Here is an 18,720-nt window from a genome sequence, read left to right on the forward strand (position 1 = left end):
ATATTTAGAAGGAACCCTAAATAGCAGGGCTCCCTATTATTATTCCAACCTCGTTACTCTTTAATATGAGCTAGTAGTTTCAACAGAACGGTAACTGCCTCAGCTCTTGTCGCATTGTCTTGCGGCGCAAATGTATTACCGCCTTTGCCTTGAATAATGCCCGCTTGCTTCACATAAGCAACACTGCCTCTTGCCCATGTCGGAATTTCATCATCATCCACAAATCCCGTTACGGCATTTGCTTCGCTTGATTGACCCGAAGCAACTGCGATCATGGATGCCATCTCCGCACGTGTGATCTCCGCATTCGGACGGAAGGCACCGTCTGAATAACCCTTAATAATACCCGCTTGTACAGCTTGAGCAACTGCCTTCCGTGCCCACGCTCCAATCTTCGCTGTATCTGTGAAGATCAGTTCTACTCCCTCACCCTGCGGCTTCAATGCATGGATTAGCATCACTGCAAATTCAGCCCGCGTGACGGTTTGGCCTGGCTTAAATGTGCCATCCGAATAACCCCTCACGATTCCACTGCTTACTGCTTGCTTAATATCGGCTTCTGCCCAGTGTCCAGTGACATCGCTAAAGCTAACATTAGGCTCTGTTGTCGGCTTGTCTTTCACTTCGCCAACCGCCATTACCGCATACTTCGTGAAGTGATCCACTTCTATAGTGATTTGATTCCCTTTCACTTTACCACCAACTTCGACCCAAACCTTCTTCACTTCGTCATAGTAGAATACAACTGCCCTTTGATTGCTCTTTAAGCTTGCTGGATCGAACACAAAGGTTAGCGTTACTGGCTTTCTGAAGTTCTCAGAGAAATTCTTCAGAATCTCGAAGATCGGACTTGCTAGAACTTCTTGTTTCGTTAGCAGGTTCTGCGTATTTAACAGCTTTTCTATTGTTATTTTTAACTCTTGTTTTGATGCATCCGCAGGAATAGATACTGTGACCCCCTTTAACAAGCTAACTTCACCTGATTTGCCTATAGGAAGCGTTAATTGACCATCTGTCGAGATCACAGGGGCATCACTAACTGGTAGAATTACCTCGCCACCTGAATATGGTGTTTCCGTATTCGCTGCTACGGTAACTATGACTGTATAGTCTTGCTCACTGCCGTCTGCCGCCACCACCGTGTACGTAACTGCAGAAGTGAAATTGTGCGCTGTCGTTCCGCTCACTTGATCCGTACCCGCCACCTTCACACTAGCACCTGTTGTTGTGAAGGTGGGCACTAGCGCTGTTACATTCGTTCCGTATGGCACGGTCAAGGCAATCGTCTTGTTCACTTCGTTAACTATCCCCGTTACTGTTGGGCTTAATCCCGCTAGGCTAAATGCATTGATTGCTTTCTCCGTATTCTCTGCTACGGTAACGATTACCGTATACTCTTGCTCACTGCCGTCTGCCGCCACTACCGTATACGTAACCGCAGAAGTGAAATCCTGCGCCGTCGTTCCGCTCACTTGATCTGTACCTGCCACTCTCACACTAGCACCCGTTGTTGTGAAGGTGGGGACTAGCGCTGTTACATCCGTCCCGTATGGCACGGTCAAGGCAATCGTCTTGTTCGGTTCGTATACGATCCCCGTTACAGTTGGGCTCCATCCCGCAAAGTTGAATGTGGAGATTGCTTTCTCCGTGTTCCCTGCTATCGTAACCGTTACCGTATAGTCTTGCTCGCTGCCGTCTGCCGCCACTACCGTATATGTAACTGCAGAATTGAAATTGTGCGCTGTCGTTCCGCTCACTTGATCTGCACTCGCCACCTTCACACTAGCACCCGTTGTTGTGAAGGTGGGCACTAGCGCTGTTACATCCGTTCCGTATGGCACGATTACGACAATCGCCTTGTCGACTTCATATACGATCCCCGTTACTGTTGGGCTCAATCCCTCGAAGCTGAATGTGGAGATCGCTTTCGCCGTATTCTCTGCTACCGTAACTGTTACTGTATAGTCTTGCTCGCTACTGTCTGCCGCTACTACTGTGTACGTAACTGCAGAAGTGAAATCCTGCGCTGTCGTTCCGCTCACTTGGTTCGTATTGGCTACCTTCACACTAGCACCTGTGGTTGTGAATGTAGGGACTAATGCCGTTATATCCGTTCCGTATGGAACGGTCAAGGCAATCGTCTTGTTCGCTTCGTAAACTATCCCTGTTACCGTTGGGCTCAGTCCTGCGAAGCTGAAGCTGAATGTAGAGAATCCTTTCGCCGTACTAATCCATTGCGCATACAGCGTCATATTGGCTGTAATTGCGAATGTGTCACCTTCCTCGTAGCTGGTACCACTACCATCTGCTAATGTATTCCATCCAGTGAAGTTATGATCCGACTTGACTAGATTTCCATTCGATACTACAACTACATCTGCATCACGCGTATAGATCTTACTGTCAGTTGGGGCATTTCCTCCTGTGTTGCCGTTGCCGTTATAAGTCATAAAGCGGTAAAAAGCTTTCAAATAGGGATATCCAGCATTAATTGATGAATCGATCCCCCATACATTAGAAGTGAACCAACCAGAATACGTACTTTCAGTCTTCATTAGTTCAGTCGTCTTACTCCAGCCTTTTCCTGTATCGGTCTCCGTTGTTGTGCTCTCGTAGAAGCTATTGTTGACTTTTCCAATGCCAGGGTAGTTGCTACCTACTAACCCGCCCACTGTACTGAGTATCGCCGACACACTTCCTGTGGCGTAGCTGTTGCTAATTGATCCTTTATTGGTACCAACCAACCCACCTATATCGCCTCTACCACTCACAATAACCATATTGCTATAGCTATTGCTGATTGAACCTTGATTGTATCCAACCAACCCACCTAGATAAAATTTACCACTTCCACTTACAGAACCTGTGCTGCTGTAGCTATTACTGATAGCACCTTGATTGAATCCAACCAAGCCGCCCATTTGATCGTTCCCGCTCAAATTAATATTTTCTAGACCCATATTATTTAGACTGCTCGTGGACGATGTTCTACCGAATAGCCCTACATCCATGGTTGATCTAGCTATCTTTAATCCCGTGATTTTGTAGCCTTTGCCATCCAACTTCCCTTGAAATTCCTCACCATACTTACCGATTGGCAACCAGCCTTCACCGTCTACATATGGACTAACTCCGAGATCAATATCATCCACCAGCTCAAAATAAATATCCGATGCTAGAAGATACCTAACCTCATTAAGTTGATCCGCAGTTGCAATCTGAAAAGGATTGGACTGTGATCCTTCTCCTGCTCCAGAAAACTGGTGAGATACGAATTGTGAGACCGCAGCAGCATCATAATTGATGGCTGTCACTGTTATGGAATGATTCCCTTTTGCTAGCACACCTGCGAATATCTTGATCTTTCCTGCTTCAATTTTGTATTGCGTATCTTGAACGAGTGTCGTGGTTCCGTCTTTCACAGCCGTAATCACCCCGCGCCATGTCGGATCGTCCGTATATGTAATTTCGATCTCATTCGTGGGATAAGGACTTGTTGTGTCGGCTGTTAGAGCAGGAGGTTGCTTATTCGTTACCATCTGCGTTACCACTGCATCATCATAATTGGGTGCTGTTACTATAATCGAATTATTTCCCTTTGCCAGTACCCCAGCGAATATCTTGAGCTTTCCCGCTTCAATTGTATATTGCGTACCCTTATCGAGTGTCGTAGCCCCATCTTTCACCGCTGTTATCCCCGAAAGCCAAACTGGATCATTGACGAACGTCATTTCAATGTCATTAGCCGTGTAGTTCTCTGTCGTATCGGCGGTTAGAGCAGGAGGTATAAGCCCTCTGATATCTGAAAGATCGACTGTTAAAGTCCTATGGCTTGATGGAGCTGCGATTACACGGACATCGATTGAATCTTCAGCAACTACAGTAATTTCAACAGAATCCCCTGTGATAGGAACATAAGGGTTACCATTAAGCGAATACTCCATACCTGTGGCTACATGAAATAATTTCGTTGTTCCAGCAGTTGTTCCTTTTATTAACTTAGTAAAGGCCCATAGTTGTGGATACTGACCTTCGAAGACATACCATTGCGATGTAAAGTCCCACCCCGTATAAGTACTCGCCTTCTTCATCTCTTCAGTAGTCTTTCCTTCGCCTTTTCCTGTATCTACTTGTCCTGAAGTGGTTTTGTCGTAGAAGCTGTTAGTGATAGCACCCCCGTCTGACAATCCGATCAAGCCACCATTATAAGGGCTATTACCCGTCACATTTCCTGCCGCGTAACTGTTAACAATATCACCGTAATGGTACCCTACCAACCCGCCTGCAAGTTGAGATCCAATCACGCTTCCTATGAAGTAGCTGTTATTGATACTCCCTCCATAAAGGCAACCTGCCAAGCCGCCTACACTTTCTATTCCAACCACATTTCCCGTGACGTAGACATTGCTAACATTATTCTCGCCAATTCCAATTAACCCGCCAACATAATATCTCCCCCGCACATTAACATTCTCAAGAATAATGTTAGCAAATGAGCTTCCATATGCAGCTACACCGAAGAGTCCTACATGATCCGCACCACCTGTATTGATCGTTAAATTTCTTATTGTAAAGCCGTTACCGTTCAAATTTCCATAAAAAGGATTTTCGTAGTTAGCACCAATTGGAGTCCAACCGGCACCGCCAGCGTAGGAGCTCAAGTCAATATCTGACGTTAGTATGAAGTAGATCCCTGCTCCGAGATGATTCCTGACTTCATTGAGCTGATCAGCGTTCGCAATTTGATATGGATCGCTTGAAGTCCCCGTTCCTCCAGCGAACGCTACTGCCGCATGGACTTTACCTGCACCCATAGTCAGCCCATTCAATGCACCTAAAACTAATACCATCACTAAAATGAATGAGATCCCTTTTTGAACCATAACTCGCATGCCATTTACCTCCTTGGAGTGTTGTTTCTTTTCCTACTTAGGACAAGTATACAGACCCCCAATGACAACAGAATGACAAACTGCAACAACAAAAAAGAGCCCTTCTATTGGGCCCTTCATCTGACCGATATGTTATGAATCTAACCCCACAATCAATTCATTATATAGCGCAGTAACCTCATTGGATGGGCTTATTCCCAGCTCTCTGTCCAGCGTCTCTCTGAATTGGGCATATAATCGGTTCAAGGCGTCTGTGTTCTTCATCAAAGCCCACGCCCTCATGTGCAGCTTCATGGTTTCATCATCTAGCTCATTACGATCCGTTAGCTTGTTTAAGAGCCTGATTGCAACTTGCGTATCCCCTCTAGTTAATAAGGCGTCGCACAACCGATGAGTTAAGGATGTATACAGCTGCGATAATCGTTCAACCTCGCTCCTAGCCCATTGGAATGCACATTCTCCGAATAAATCTCCATGATATAGCCGCTCTAGCTCAAGCGCCTTATCGAAATTGTTGTCTTCTATGATTACCAGCTGTTTACAGCCTTCTTCAAACGTGACGTAATCGACACTGATCTGAGCAATATCCAGTGCATAGTGTTTAGGATCAGAATGCAAGCTTCCCTTAAGTCCATAGGTATCCAATAATTTGCGCAGCTGATAGACTGTCGTGTTCAGATAGGTCTCACTGTTCTTGATGGGCATATCACCGAAGATATCTTCAATAATTCTTGCTCTGGAGACAAGTCTACCTTTGTGTATGAGCAAGAAGCTGAATAGCTCTGCACTCTTGCTAGTCTTCCACTTGACTAACACATTCCGAGCCGTTCGAATCTCCATTCCACCTAGAAAATGAAACTGTATCGAAGTCGGAGAAGCCTCATACTGGATAGGTTTGTACGTTGGAATCATACTGGATTGTGCCCTCTGTATCGTATGTTGAAGTCTCTCATATTTAACTGGCTTTACGATGTAGTCGAAGGCATATACATCGAATGCAGGCAGCGAATATTCGGTATGGGAGGTCACGAATACGATCTTCACTTGTCTGCCATCCTCTCTTAACCGCGCGGCAAATTCAAGACCACTTTCCCTAGGCATATTAATATCCATGAATATGAGATCCACATCATGATCCATCAAATAAGTACTTGCCGCCGCTGTCTCCTGGAAGCTTCCTATTATTTCGACATCATCCAGTTTACTGAGCATACGCTTCATAATGAGATGCATCGCCTTCTCATCATCAATAATAACAACCTTCATAGACTTTCCTTCCTTGCAACCAGATTCGTAAGTTATGCAGAAGCTTTAGGGGGAGACTGAAGCGAAAAATAAAAAGTGCTTCCTTGCTTAAGCTTGCTGTCAAACCATATTTCTCCCCCGTTTAAGCGAACGAATTCCCTACAAAGCGTAAGCCCTAGCCCGACACCTCGCTCACCAGCAGTACCGAGAGATGAGACGAGGTAATCTTCCTGCAAGAGGCAGGCGGCTTGTTCATCGGGTATGCCTGATCCTGTGTCGCTGACGGAGACAATAATCTTGCCAACTCCAAGCTCCGCTTTTAATCGAATACTGCCCCCGTTTTCTGTGAATTTAATCGCATTGGAAAGCAAGTTGCGGATGATTAAATCTAGCATTTCTTTGTCAGCAAATACGTACAAGCTTTCCGATATCTCGGATACGATATGAATATTCTTACCCGCACTTCGAACCTGCATGAATCGCATATTCGTCTGAACCACTTGGGCTAAGTCCCTTATAACTGGATTAAACACTATTCCCCCTCGCTGACTTTGAAACCATTCTACCAAGCTCTCTACTAGTGAGAATATATTGTGGATTTGCTGCCCCATTTCATGGACAACTTCTTCATGGTTCTCATCCGAGGTGTTTAGCTCCTCTTCCAATAACTCCATTAAGTTAATCAGAACAGCCAGAGGATCACGAATGTCATGAGCGACTACGTTAAACATCTTATCTTTGAACGTATTCAGCTCTGCTAGTTGTCTGGCATTATCTAGTAGTCTCTCCTCATAGAGAACAGTGTCCGTTATATCGCTTAACAGAACCATCTTCCCAACCGGCTTCTGCTTCTTATCATTAATCATCGTTATATGCACATGATAGAATCGATCTTCTCCTTCATTAATAATCTTCACTTTATTATGCGAAGAAGGTTCTTGAATCACTACTTCTAATAGCTCTGGATAGGGTGTGAATAGCTCCAATGCCGGCTGACCGATAACCTTCTTACGATGTAATCCTGCAATAAGAAGACTTGCTGATTGATTATAGCCCGTAATGCTGTAATCAAGATCAACTACAATAACGGCGTCCTGCATCGATTCGAACACTTTCTGCAGAGCTAGTGGAGCTAACTTCAACATATTGAATTGATAAATTCCCCACAGATAGAATACTCCTGAGAAAATAAATCCGAACGGTGAAATATCGATAGACGGGTCAACAATACCACTCAAATAAATAAGAGGAAACCCAAACGGTCCCAGGGAGCCAATGATCATGTAGGCAATTGGCTTCTTCATCTGGGGTGTTGATTTGCGATACAACTGAATGATTAAGCCCATCCCAATTACAAAAAAGAAATAGGAATACCCCAGGTGCAGCATATACAGAGGTCCCTTAACCAAGTGAACCAGAGGGAATCCTTTTGACAGATCGATGGACATGGCATGATAAAATAGATGATGCTGCTCGTTCGTATATTGAGCAATAAGTGTAATCATAGGAACAATCAATAACGCAGCAACAAGCGGCTTCCGTATGAGAGCCTGTCGTCCAGTATATTGCAGCACCATAATAATCCATAGCGTTGCTCCAAAGGGAATGCCAATATACTCAATTCGAAGCCAGAAGCGAATCTGCTCCAATGTTGTGCTTGTTAACTCGAAAGCGTACCCAAATGTATAGAATGCTCCAGCCAGCATCCCTAATCCGTAACTGATTGCAATTGGCAACTCTCTTCTTTTCCATGCGAGATAGCACAATAATAATGTACTACAGGTAGCCACCAACAGTAGAGCCGATAAATACAGATTGTAATTCATGTGTCTAAGCCCCCGTATTCCCCATATTGACGCATCTCGTAGAGAGCTCGTCAAACCGATAATTTGACATTTTACAACATTATATCATTTTAACATGAAAGCCTCTCTAATCATGTCTCCATTGACCGCTGGACAGCTTTCCAAGCACCATAAGGCTTCACAGCCCAAAATTTCGCCCTATTTATGATACGGTTCCCCCCTCATAATCTTAAACCCCCGATAAACCTGCTCCACCAGCACCAGCCGGATCAGCTGATGCGGGAACGTGATCCGCCCGAACGACAGCTTCTGGTCGGCCCGCTTCAGCACGTCGTCGGACAGGCCGTTGGACCCGCCGATGAGGAAGGTGACGTGGCTCTTGCCGTAAGTGCCGAGGCGCTCCAGCTGCGCCGACAGCTCCTCTGACGTCCACAGGTGGCCGTCGATGGCCATGGCGATGACGTGGGTGTCGGCCTTCAGCGCCGCCAGGATGCGCTCGCCCTCCTTCTGCTTCACCTGCTGCTCCTCCGCCTCGCTCATCCGCTCGGGCGCTTTCTCCTCGGCAACCTCGGTGATGGTCAGTTTCGCGTAGGCGCTTAGCCGTTTAGCGTATTCGGCGATACCGTCCGTCCAATATTTCTCCTTCAGCTTGCCGACCGCAATAATATGGATGTTCATCCTGCACCGTCCTCATCTCGATTCCGTCCAATCCACCAAACAAAAAAGAAGGGAGCCCCCACAGGCCCCCCGCTACAGCTCATATCACCAAAAATTGCGGTTTGTTCCCGCACCGTTCGCAGGTAGCCGGAGGCTCCCAGGCGGTAAAGCTCACTTTGTTCAAGTCGTAGATATCTGGCGCTTCCTCGTACTCGTCGACGAACATATCGATCGCCAGCTCTACGTGTTCCTTGCATACGACAAACATGAATCAGTCCTCTTTCTTTTCGCCCAGTTGGACCGTTACGGTCGCTTTTTTACCGCCGCGGTAGTACGTCACCTTGATCGGGTCGCCGATCTTCTTGTCTCCGTATAAGTATTGGCGCAGCATCACGTTGTTCGAGATCGGCTTGCCGTCGAGCTCCGTGATGACGTCGTGCGTCGCCAGTCCCGCTTCCTTCGCAGGGCCTACCGCCTCGATGACGATAATCCCATTTTTGACCGAATCCGGGAGTTTTAAAACTTCGATTCCCTTGAAAGCCCGAAGCGGCTCGCTAGTAATGCCGATGTACGGCCGCTTCACCTTGCCGTACTCGATCAGGCTGTTGATCGTTTCCTTGGCGGAGTTGATCGGGATCGCAAAACCGAGTCCTTCGACGCCCTTCTCGGCCACCTTCATGCTGTTGATGCCGACCAGCTTGCCCTCCAGATTGATGAGCGCGCCGCCGCTGTTGCCCTGGTTAATGGCCGCATCCGTCTGGATCACGTCCATCTCCCAATCGTAGTTGCCGTCTCCGGCGAACGAGATCGGGATCTTCTGATGCGGCGAGCTGATGACGCCGACAGTCGTCGTTTGCGCGAAGCGCAGGCCGAGCGGGCTGCCGATGGCGATGGCCGTCTGGCCGGCCTTCAGCTTATCCGAATCGCCGAATTCGGCGAATACTTTAAGCCCTGCCGCGTCGATCTCGATCACCGCCAGATCGGTAATCATATCCTTGCCCGTCATCTTCGCTTTCCGGTGCTCGCCATTGGCCAATATCACTTCAATCTGCGTAGCCGATTGGACCACGTGGTTGTTCGTTACGATGTAAGCTTTATCCCCGTTTTTCTGGAACAATACGCCGGAGCCGATCCCGAGGCTCTGAGCATCGCCGGCGCCTTCTTCCTTGATCGCGCTTATAATGCTCACTACCGCCGGCTTCACCTGCTCCACCGCGCGGACGACCTGGTCTTCCTTCATCTGATAGCTGTCTCCGGTCGCTAGAACCGGTACGGCCGCCGGCTGCCCCGGCTCATCCCGGTGCGTGCCCAGCCCGATTAAGAGCGAAGCCAGCATAATCGCTGCTGCGCCTCCCGTTACCGCAAATAACGCCACTCTTCCATCCTTGCTCCTCGACACGGCGGGAACGGCGGAACCGTTGTGCGTCCAGCGGCTTTTACGGGGCATCTTCGTTGTGTAGAAGTCGTCATCAAACAAGCTCATGCCCGTTTCTCCTCTCGGAAGACTTCGCTCTCTATTTTCACTCATTTTTCTGGCTGAAAAAAAGAGGAATGTTTTCGCGTCTAGCGGCCTATACTAACCATAAGAACCGCTCCCTCCATTTTACTAGATTTGCAGCGAAAGTTCGAGCCGGATTCACTGGAAAAGGAGAGAAATGTTTATGAATCGTATTCGTTCCCATCTGGATGAAGTGAACCTCATCGCCAAGCTTGCCGATCTGAAGGAAGAGCATTACCGCAACACGCTGCTCGTCACCGCGCTGATGGATCTGCTTATCGAGAAAGGCGTTCTGTCCCGCAGCGAGATCGAAGCCCGAATGGCCGCCGTCGATCAGATTATGAGTCAGGACCCAGCCTATCCCATTTCGTAGCCCGGTCGAAATACGTGTCCTTCAGCTCGACCTTTCGCTCGTCGGCCTGAATGCCGCGCTCCTCTAATATGTTATTCACGGTCAGTTTGGCCAAATCCATCAAGTTATGATCGCGGCTCAAGTGGGCGAGATACACCGTCTCCGTCTTCCCGGTCAAAATGTCGCACAACGCTTCGCCCGCCGCTTCATTGGACAAGTGTCCGGTATCGCCGAGAATGCGCCGCTTGATGTTCCACGGGTATTTGCCCATCCGCAGCATCGCGATGTCATGGTTCGATTCCAGGATGATCGCATCGGAATCAGCGATCTTCTCCTTCACCTTACTGCTCACATAGCCGAGGTCGGTTGCGAGACTCAGCTTGGTGTCTCCGTCGTGGAAACAGTAACCGACCGGCTCGGCCGCATCGTGCGAGATCGGGTAAGACTCGACCTGCAGCCCGCCGAACTCGACGACGCTTCCGGTCTCCATGACCTTGATTTTCTCTTCCGCCAGCGCGCCGAGATGCTTATTCAGCGCTTCCCACGTCTTCTCGTTGGCGTACACCGGCAAGTCGTGCTTGCGCGCCAGCGCGCCGACTCCTTTAATATGGTCGGAATGCTCGTGGGTGATCAAGATCGCGTCCAGCTCCGAGCCCCTCACGCCCCGCTCCTCCATCAACTGCTCGATCTTCTTGGCGCTAAGGCCCGCGTCGACGAGCACCTTCGTTCCTTCATGATCCACCAGCAGCGAATTGCCTGTAGAGCCGCTTGCCAGTACCGTATAGCGTAATGTCATTGCCAGTTCCCCTCTTGTTCCCGTTCTTCAGTTCCCGCACCCGCTCTTATGGCTTGCTCGCATCCGTTCGCGGCGCATTCTCCACATCCCCGCGGAACCCGTGCACGTAATACATATCTCCGTTGTCCAGCGCTACGCGCCACGTCGGGAACGTCGGCAGCGTCGACCATTCCGTATCAAAAAACTGCCCGTGATACCCCAGCCGGATATCCGTCACAACCGCCCCGTTCGGGAAATATTTCTCCGCCAGCGTCCGCAGCACCGTGTAAGCCGAGATGACCTTCTTCTCTTCCTTCGCCTCGGAGCTTGTATCGACCTCTACGTACGCCTGACGATAACCGGTTACTTCCCCGCCGGTAATGAACAGCTCCAGATTAATATCGAACAGCGGATAGTCGCCCACGAGCTGGTTCATCATAAACAAACCTTCCTTGCTCGTAGTCCGGTCATAGCTGTACGACTCGATTTTGGGAATCCCCCGGTTAGACAAGTCCTTCAAGGAGCCCTTGCTTAGAAATAAGTTATAGCGGATCGGAGCAGACAGCTTCACTTTACGGCCGTACGACTCATCCTCCACCGCCTTGACCACTATTTCCCGCATCTTCGGGGTTTCCTTCGGCACTTCGGCCGCCAGCTTCATCCCCCGGCTGATCATAATCCGGTTTAATTCCTCGGCAATATCGGCCGAAGCCTGCTTCGACTCGCCGATGTTCAGCTTGCCGCTCCACAGCTCATAACCGAGCAACAGGTTCAGTCCCAGAAAGGACAGGATCAATATCGTTTTGGCCCGGCTCCAATCCATCGCTGCCGCTCACCCCCGTTCCTGCTTGCCGTCTCTTATTTCAAAATATCGTACGTCCCGTCGCGCAGCTCGACAGCCCATACCGGATTCAGGTCCATCACTTTGTCGCGGAGAACCGGCTGATACGCCGGCGTCACGGACACGACCAGACTTCTGCGCGGATAGGCGTTCACCAGATCGTCCAGCGCTTTGCCGCCTTCGAGCTTCTGCAGCGATCTCTCGACCTGCGCCGAATCAAGCATCAGCAGCGATCTTTCGTAGTTCGCGATCACTCGGTTCTGCAGCACGATCCGGATCAATCCGAAGTTCTCGCCCCGGTCTCCGATGATCGGGAACGAATCGTAGTATTGGCGGAACGTGAACAGCTGCCGCCCGATCACCTGCGACTGCGGGATCGATCTCGCCATGAAGCTGCCGTTCCAGCCTCCGTGCTGGTTAATAAACTGAACCGCCGCATTCAGATTCTCTCGAATATCGTTGCGGCTGTCGACCGCCGGCACCGGGTCGGAATAGTTCATCCACAGCTGATCGGGCCGGATCTGCAGCCCTCTTTTACCGTCGGTGTAAATTTCCGAGCCGTCCTGCTTGCTGAAATTCCGCGTATTGCGCGGATCGACGAACAGCGTTTTCTGCAGCTGATCGATCGGAATCGTGTTAACCCCGATCCGATACTTCGGCACCTCGATCGGCTGGTCCGGCAAGTAGAAGTCGTCCTTGTAATGATAACTCGCCTGAAGCTCGCCGAAACCGACCATCTGCTCGACGTTTTTACTGTTCAGATCGGCACGGGCCTCATAGGTGCTGTACTCCGTCTGGAAAAACGTACGGACGTCCTCCACCTCGCGGTTTACATAAATCCAGATCCGGGTGACCGCTTCCGTCTCGAGAGGAAGATCGCCCTTCAACTGAAACACCGTTCTTAATATGCTAAACGGAATCCCTCCGCGGAAACGAACCTCTACACCAGTCTGTTTATTGCGGATTTCCTCCCAATCGATTCCGGACAAAATAGGCGCATTGCGGCGAATGTTATCGAACGTCCGGCCCTTTAGCGTCTTCATAATTTCCTTGAAATGTAGATGGTTCGGGTACAGCACCGTATGCGTCTGTTTCCCCGAGTGCAGCACGATCTGCTCCGGGAACAGCAGCTCCTCCGCAGTCATCTGTGTCCCGATCACATCCGTCTGGACGTACTCCGTAGGAATAGCCGGGCCGGGCCTCGGCGAGCTGAATACGAGCATGTAGCTTTGCAGCAGGCTTCCCAACACAAGTGCAACCAGCAGCCAAGACTTGAATTGCTCCATTACCCCGTATCCCCCTCCGTCTGCTGGATCGGCAGTGCAAAGATAACGCGGGTTCCCTGATTCAGCTCCGATTCGAGTGTAATCGTTCCCCCGTGCGCCTTCACTATTTCCCGGGCAATCGACAGCCCGAGTCCGGTTCCCCCCATATTTCTGGAACGGGCTTTGTCCACCCGGTAAAACCGGTCGAATATACGGGAGAGATCTTTCCGCGGAATCCCCATCCCGTTGTCCTGCACCATCACTTCCAGCCAATCCTTGCCGGTTTGTCTAGCCCCGATCACGATCGCTCCCCGTTCCGGGGTGTACTTGATTGCATTGGAGACGAGATTATCGAGCACCTGATCGATCTGATCGCGATCCAGCAGCATGTCCTGAATGCCCGCTTCTATGTCCAGTTCAATCGAAATTTCTTTCTGGTCGAGCTGAAACGAGAACCGGTCCGCCACTTCCTCCAGCATATCCGGCACGTGGGTCAGCTCCTTGCTGATCAGCGCCTTGCGGGAGTCGAGCCTCGACAGATGCAGCAGGTCGTTGACCAGCCGGATCATCCGTTCCGTCTCATTGCGCATTACGCCTACAAAACGGTGAGCCAGTTCCGGATCATCAAGCGCCCCGTCATCGAGCGCCTCCAGATAACTTTTCATCGTCGTCAAAGGCGTACGCAGCTCGTGGGACACATTCGCCACAAATTCCCGCCGCGCATCCTCCAGCTTCTCCTGCTCCGTCACATCGTGCAGCATCGCAATCGTACCGGTAATGCCCTTATCCCGGCGGTGAATGGCCGTAAAGACGACCCGCAGCCTCAAATCCCCCTCTTCCTCATTGGCGATTTGGATACTCGCATTGTGCTGCTCCCCCTTCACCTTGCCTTCGATGTTGCCGTCCGGCATGCCGAGCAGCTCTGTGATATCCTTATCGGTCACATCCTGGCTTCCGATGTTCAGCATTTGCTTCGCCCGGCGGTTCACGACGATGACTTTGCCCTGGTCGTCGGTCGCAATCACCCCGTCGTTCATATTGGACAGAACGGAGGCGAGCTTTTCCTTCTCCTCTTCGATCGACGATAACGCTTCCTTCAGCCGGTTCGTCATATGGTTGAACGCATTGCCGAGCTGGCCGATCTCGTCAGGCCCTTCCACCAGCATCCGCTGATTGAAGTTGCCGTCGGCGATCGCGGACGCTTGCTTCGTAATCGCTTTGATCGGATTGGTAATCGTATGCGACAAAATAACGCCGAGCAGCACGGTCAGCACGAGCGCGATACCGGTTCCGGACAAAAAGATTTTGTTGATCCGGTTCATCGTTCCGTACAGCGATTCCATCGAGGCGACGATATAGATCGCCCCCATCACCTTGGCGCCTTCGCCGATCGGCTGGGCGACAATTTTACGCCGGGTTCCGTCAGTATCCACCGTTTCCGATTCGATATCTTTGATGCCCTGCAGCGCGGAGATAACCTCAGCCTGCAAATTTTTCTGGCCGATTAACGATTTCTGGCTCTGAGAGGACGTGGTCAGCACGATCCCGTTGGCGTCGATAATCTGGATCTCGGCGTCGCTGATGTTGAACAGATTCGTTACGATCTCGTCCAGGTCGGCGTACGTTTTCTTCCCTTCCGCCGTCGCTCCAGCCTCCTGGCTCGCATTCAGAAACGGCTCCGCGAAGTTGGCGAGCAGGTACGCCTGCTTGCTCAGCGAATCGGTAAAATTATCGATGAACGACCGCTCCATCGTGCGCACGAAGTACACGCCGATCAGCTGCATCGCCATCAGGATCAGTAAGACATAGATAATGATGATCTTGCTCTGGATCGACTGGAAGAACCTCGTTCCTCTCAATAGGGAGCGCCTCCTGCCTTCGGGTTGCGCATCATATAGCCGAGCCCTCGGCGCGTCATAATGTATTCCGGACGACTCGGGTCGTCCTCGAGCTTCTCGCGCAGACGGCGGATCGTCACATCGACCGTACGCACATCGCCCAAATATTCAAAGCCCCATACGGCCTGAAGCAGATGCTCCCGCGTCATCACCCGTCCGCAGTTTTTGGCCATATAATGGACAAGCTCGAACTCCCGGTGCGTCAAATCGAGCGTCTGCCCGTCCTTGTACACCAAGTACATATCCGTATCGATCATCAGCCGGTGTATGCGCAGTCCCGCCGGCTCCGCGGCTTCCTGCTGGTTTTGCACCGACTTGGTCTGCCGGCGTAGATGGGCCTTCACCCGGGCCAGCAGTTCCCGTGTCCCGAACGGCTTGGTGACATAATCGTCGGCCCCGAACTCCAGGCCGAGCACCTTGTCCACCTCGGAATCTTTGGCCGTCAGCATAATGATCGGCGTATCCTTCTTCGCCCTCACTTCGCGGCACACGTCCATGCCGTCCTTGACGGGAAGCATAATGTCCAGCAGGATGAGGTCCGGATCTTCGGAGAACGCCAGCTCCACGGCCGTCCCGCCGTCGAATGCACAGATGACCTGGTACCCTTCCTTCTCCAGATTAAACTTTAATATTTCCGCGATCGGCTGTTCATCGTCGACGACCAATATTTTTCCGTACATCCTCTTCACCGTCCATTCGCATTTCTCTCTTTATATTACCATAGAACCGGTTTCAAATCGCAATCGTTCGGGTAATAGGAAATATCCCCCGGCTTCACATAGAAAAAGAGGCATAAAGCTGACTTCGGTCAGCTTCATCCCTCTGGATTCGTACGATAGAACTTGCATTTGAAGATAAATAGGATCAAAACGATAGCAGCTTAGCGGGATAAAAACTTGAGCGGGTTCTCGGCCGTACCGTTGCGCTGAATTTCGAAGTGCAGGTGAACGCCCGTAGAGAATCCGGTATCGCCCATTATTCCGATTTTCTCGCCTTTTTCAACGATTTTGCCTTTGGACGTCTCAATCTTGCTCATATGGCCGTATACGGTCACATAGCCGTTCTTATGGTCAATAACAACTTTGTTGCCGTATCCGTCGCCTTTATCGCCGGTATAGGTCACTACGCCATTATCGGATGCTAAAATGTTTTTGTTACCCGTAATATCGATGCCTTTATGCATCTTGCCCCAGCGCATTCCGAAATAGTCGGAAAGCTTCGCGCCGACGACAGGCCACACGAACTTGCCGGTACCTTCTCCAAGAATCACTTTCGTTCCCTTTTTGGCGTATTCCGGAACCGGTTGCTCGACGACTTCCTCGCCGACCATCTCCTGATCCAGCATATAACCGTTACCCTTCGTAACTAGGAACGTGACCTTTTTCATGCCGTTTTTGCCGGGCTTTATCGTCTTTGTCTCGCCAGCCCGCATCGTATCGTCTTTCTCATAGATGATCTCGTGCTGGATTTCCTGATTTTCGACGACCTTCTCGACCGTCCGGACCGTAAGCGCCGGCTTGAGCACCGTTACGTCAAGCACGTCGCCTATCCGGATTTTATCGTCTTGAATCCACGGGTTTTTCTCGTAGATCACTTGCTTGGAGATGCCGAGCTTCTTGGCAATACAGCCGACGCAGTCACCCTTCTCGACCGTATATTTGGACGGTCCGACGTTGCCGGTCTCGAGCTTGGTCACCAGATCGTCCGGCTTCATCACCTGATCCGGCTTAATCTCGGTAATTTTCATGTCGACCTTCTCGAGGAAGTCGACGGATTGGACGACAGGTTCGCCGACGGTTGGCTCCGGCGCGACGGATAACACCGATACGCGGCTGCCGTCTTTTTTCTGAGGCAAATATTTGTTCTTGATGCGGTCGAGAATCTCTTCCGCGGTTTCCTTATCCTTCACTATACCGACCGTCTGTTCGTTCACGACCAGCTCTACGCCCACGGCATGCGCTTTCAGCAAGCCGTCCAGGCTCGTCAGAGCCGCTTGATCGTCGCTTTCGATTTTGTAAGCCTTTTCAGCTTTGTAGGCGACCTCATCGGAATTAAGAACCATATGTACATTAGGGTTATCCTCTTCGAGCTTCTTGACTTTCCCGATAATGTACTCTTCTACAATCTTAGGGTCGCTGACCGTGCCGGCCATCTGATCCCCGACATATACGTGGTATACCTCATAGGTATGGAGCTTTACATATTCATTGCCTCCGACAGAGATTGAGGCCAGTATTCCGAGAGCGCCTACGCCTTGCAATAACCGGAGCTTATACGTCCTTAGCAGGGATTCTGTGCGGTGTAGAGGACGTTGTTCCCTGAGTTGTTCAGTCAAGCTATTATATTGGGCTTTGCTAAACAGACGCTTTACTTTGCCAAGCGCGTTCTTCGCCCAACCTTTCTCCTTGAATGAGTTCATGAATTTCTCCTCTTACATTGGTTTTTAATCGAAACTTGGCAACATTCGGCAACAGCCGACACCAATGTTTCTACTTTACCACAGTCTGTCTATCATTTTCAACCTGCTGCGGCAAAGACCTGTGAGAGGATCGTGAAGGGGCTGTAAGGTGTCTCGGTCGTATCCCCGCTCCTGTCCGTAGAACAGGCGGTTCTAGTATTTGTTCACAATGCCTATTAATTTTTCGAATTCATCGGGTTTTAAATAGTTTTCCACGATCTTCTCGATCTCCGCAAGCTCCGCCGAAGTAATGCCGTCCTCCATCATCGCGGACAATTGCTGCAGTTCCTCCTGGGGCAACCTGGAGATGAGTAAGGAAAATACGGTCGTCTTGTCTTCCTCCGAAAGTTTTTCGCGCTTCGTCTGAAACTGTTCTGCGCTCATCACCACTTTGTCCTTCTGCGAAGCTTCCCTCGAGCCGGATCTGGACCAGACGGCGACGGCGTCGTCCGGCGGCGGTGTCGTACCCGTCCCCGTGCCCGTTTTGGTACTCGTATCCGGACTCGTACTCGTGTCCGTCTGAGGCTTCGGCGCGTTCTCCTCTCGGTCCTGCTGCGTACCTCCTTGCCCTACTATATTCGACTCCGTCCACAATTTTGCAACAAATTCTGAAAGTCCAAGCTGTTTTTCCGGCAAAACCGCCTGAAACGGCTTAATCAGCTCCTGAACATAGTGCTGGACCACATAAAAAGTCGTAACGACCGAGATACACGCAGCCACGACCGCCGCAACCAATACTTTGCCGAGCCACCCGAAAAATTTCATGATGCACCGCCTCCACCTTCCGCGCTTCCCTTGAAGCAGGATGTCCGAATAGCACCAGTATTGACGAAATCTCCCCGCTTGAAACGGTAAAAGGAGGAAGCAGCCCAAACAACGGCCGGCGACGCTAGCCGCCTGAACGCGCAATCGAGTAGGCCCATGCACAATTGCATGGGCCTCTCACAGATCCGGACGTGCGGGTCATCGCATCCGGCTCCTCCAAGATTATCCCCTTTGGGGGTGATGTTCATTGTAAAGCTCAAGAAGACTGC

Annotated in this window: 14 protein-coding genes; 1 reads left to right on the forward strand and 13 read right to left on the reverse strand. The window is 50.5% G+C overall.

The genetic code is table 11. The features are described 5' to 3' along the window. Positions 1 to 53: 53 nt before the first annotated feature. The 6 genes from AC3Y2E_RS31545 to AC3Y2E_RS31570 all read right to left on the reverse strand — a co-directional run bounded on the left by AC3Y2E_RS31545 (position 54) and on the right by AC3Y2E_RS31570 (position 10,082). Positions 54 to 4,892, reverse strand: a complete 4,839-nt coding sequence (locus AC3Y2E_RS31545) for an SGBP N-terminal domain-containing protein (protein ID WP_379217263.1) — start codon at positions 4,890 to 4,892, stop codon at positions 54 to 56. A 132-nt stretch (positions 4,893 to 5,024) separates the two neighbouring features. Then, positions 5,025 to 6,158: a response regulator gene (locus AC3Y2E_RS31550; protein ID WP_379217264.1), complete on the reverse strand. Its 1,134-nt coding sequence runs from the start codon at positions 6,156 to 6,158 to the stop codon at positions 5,025 to 5,027. Positions 6,159 to 6,190: 32 nt separating this feature from the next. Beyond that, entirely contained in the window at positions 6,191 to 7,963 is a 1,773-nt protein-coding gene (locus tag AC3Y2E_RS31555) for a sensor histidine kinase (RefSeq protein ID WP_379217265.1), read from the reverse strand. 177 nt (positions 7,964 to 8,140) lie between these two features. Next, the gene (rlmH, locus tag AC3Y2E_RS31560) at positions 8,141 to 8,620 is read right to left on the reverse strand and encodes a 23S rRNA (pseudouridine(1915)-N(3))-methyltransferase RlmH (protein ID WP_332072344.1); all 480 of its coding nucleotides are present in this window, start codon (positions 8,618 to 8,620) and stop codon (positions 8,141 to 8,143) included. A gap of 79 nt (positions 8,621 to 8,699) precedes the next feature. Next, positions 8,700 to 8,867, reverse strand: coding sequence for a CxxH/CxxC protein (locus AC3Y2E_RS31565; RefSeq protein ID WP_190924046.1), 168 nt, complete (start codon positions 8,865 to 8,867; stop codon positions 8,700 to 8,702). A 3-nt stretch (positions 8,868 to 8,870) separates the two neighbouring features. Then, positions 8,871 to 10,082 carry a S1C family serine protease gene (locus AC3Y2E_RS31570; protein ID WP_379217266.1) on the reverse strand — a complete coding sequence of 404 codons (1,212 nt, stop codon included), beginning with the start codon at positions 10,080 to 10,082 and terminating at the stop codon, positions 8,871 to 8,873. 178 nt (positions 10,083 to 10,260) lie between these two features. Here AC3Y2E_RS31570 and AC3Y2E_RS31575 point away from each other — a divergent pair, with 178 nt between their 5' ends. Beyond that, entirely contained in the window at positions 10,261 to 10,470 is a 210-nt protein-coding gene (locus AC3Y2E_RS31575) for a hypothetical protein (RefSeq protein ID WP_190924050.1), read from the forward strand. On the opposite strand, the gene AC3Y2E_RS31580 is transcribed toward AC3Y2E_RS31575, so the two are convergent. The 7 genes from AC3Y2E_RS31580 to AC3Y2E_RS31610 all read right to left on the reverse strand — a co-directional run bounded on the left by AC3Y2E_RS31580 (position 10,436) and on the right by AC3Y2E_RS31610 (position 18,451). Further along, positions 10,436 to 11,245 (reverse strand): MBL fold metallo-hydrolase, encoded by an 810-nt coding sequence (locus tag AC3Y2E_RS31580; RefSeq protein ID WP_379217267.1) that lies wholly within the window; start codon positions 11,243 to 11,245, stop codon positions 10,436 to 10,438. The two genes, AC3Y2E_RS31575 and AC3Y2E_RS31580, sit on opposite strands and share 35 nt — an antisense overlap. A 46-nt stretch (positions 11,246 to 11,291) precedes the next feature. Further along, positions 11,292 to 12,047 carry a two-component system regulatory protein YycI gene (gene yycI / locus AC3Y2E_RS31585; RefSeq protein ID WP_332072341.1) on the reverse strand — a complete coding sequence of 252 codons (756 nt, stop codon included), beginning with the start codon at positions 12,045 to 12,047 and terminating at the stop codon, positions 11,292 to 11,294. A 35-nt stretch (positions 12,048 to 12,082) separates the two neighbouring features. Continuing rightward, positions 12,083 to 13,351: a YycH family regulatory protein gene (locus AC3Y2E_RS31590; RefSeq protein WP_379217268.1), complete on the reverse strand. Its 1,269-nt coding sequence runs from the start codon at positions 13,349 to 13,351 to the stop codon at positions 12,083 to 12,085. Further along, entirely contained in the window at positions 13,351 to 15,189 is a 1,839-nt protein-coding gene (walK, locus tag AC3Y2E_RS31595) for a cell wall metabolism sensor histidine kinase WalK (protein WP_379217269.1), read from the reverse strand. The genes AC3Y2E_RS31590 and walK overlap by 1 nt, the downstream gene beginning before the upstream one ends. Further along, positions 15,186 to 15,908: a response regulator YycF gene (gene yycF / locus AC3Y2E_RS31600; RefSeq protein ID WP_379217270.1), complete on the reverse strand. Its 723-nt coding sequence runs from the start codon at positions 15,906 to 15,908 to the stop codon at positions 15,186 to 15,188. The genes walK and yycF overlap by 4 nt, the downstream gene beginning before the upstream one ends. A 200-nt stretch (positions 15,909 to 16,108) precedes the next feature. Next, on the reverse strand, positions 16,109 to 17,647 hold the full coding sequence (locus tag AC3Y2E_RS31605; RefSeq protein WP_379217271.1) for a peptidoglycan DD-metalloendopeptidase family protein: 1,539 nt from the start codon (positions 17,645 to 17,647) through the stop codon (positions 16,109 to 16,111). Between the two features lie 192 nt (positions 17,648 to 17,839). Then, positions 17,840 to 18,451, reverse strand: a complete 612-nt coding sequence (locus tag AC3Y2E_RS31610; protein WP_379217272.1) for a hypothetical protein — start codon at positions 18,449 to 18,451, stop codon at positions 17,840 to 17,842. Between the last annotated feature and the right edge of the window lie 269 nt (positions 18,452 to 18,720).

It is taken from the genome of Paenibacillus sp. MAH-35, assembly GCF_058135425.1.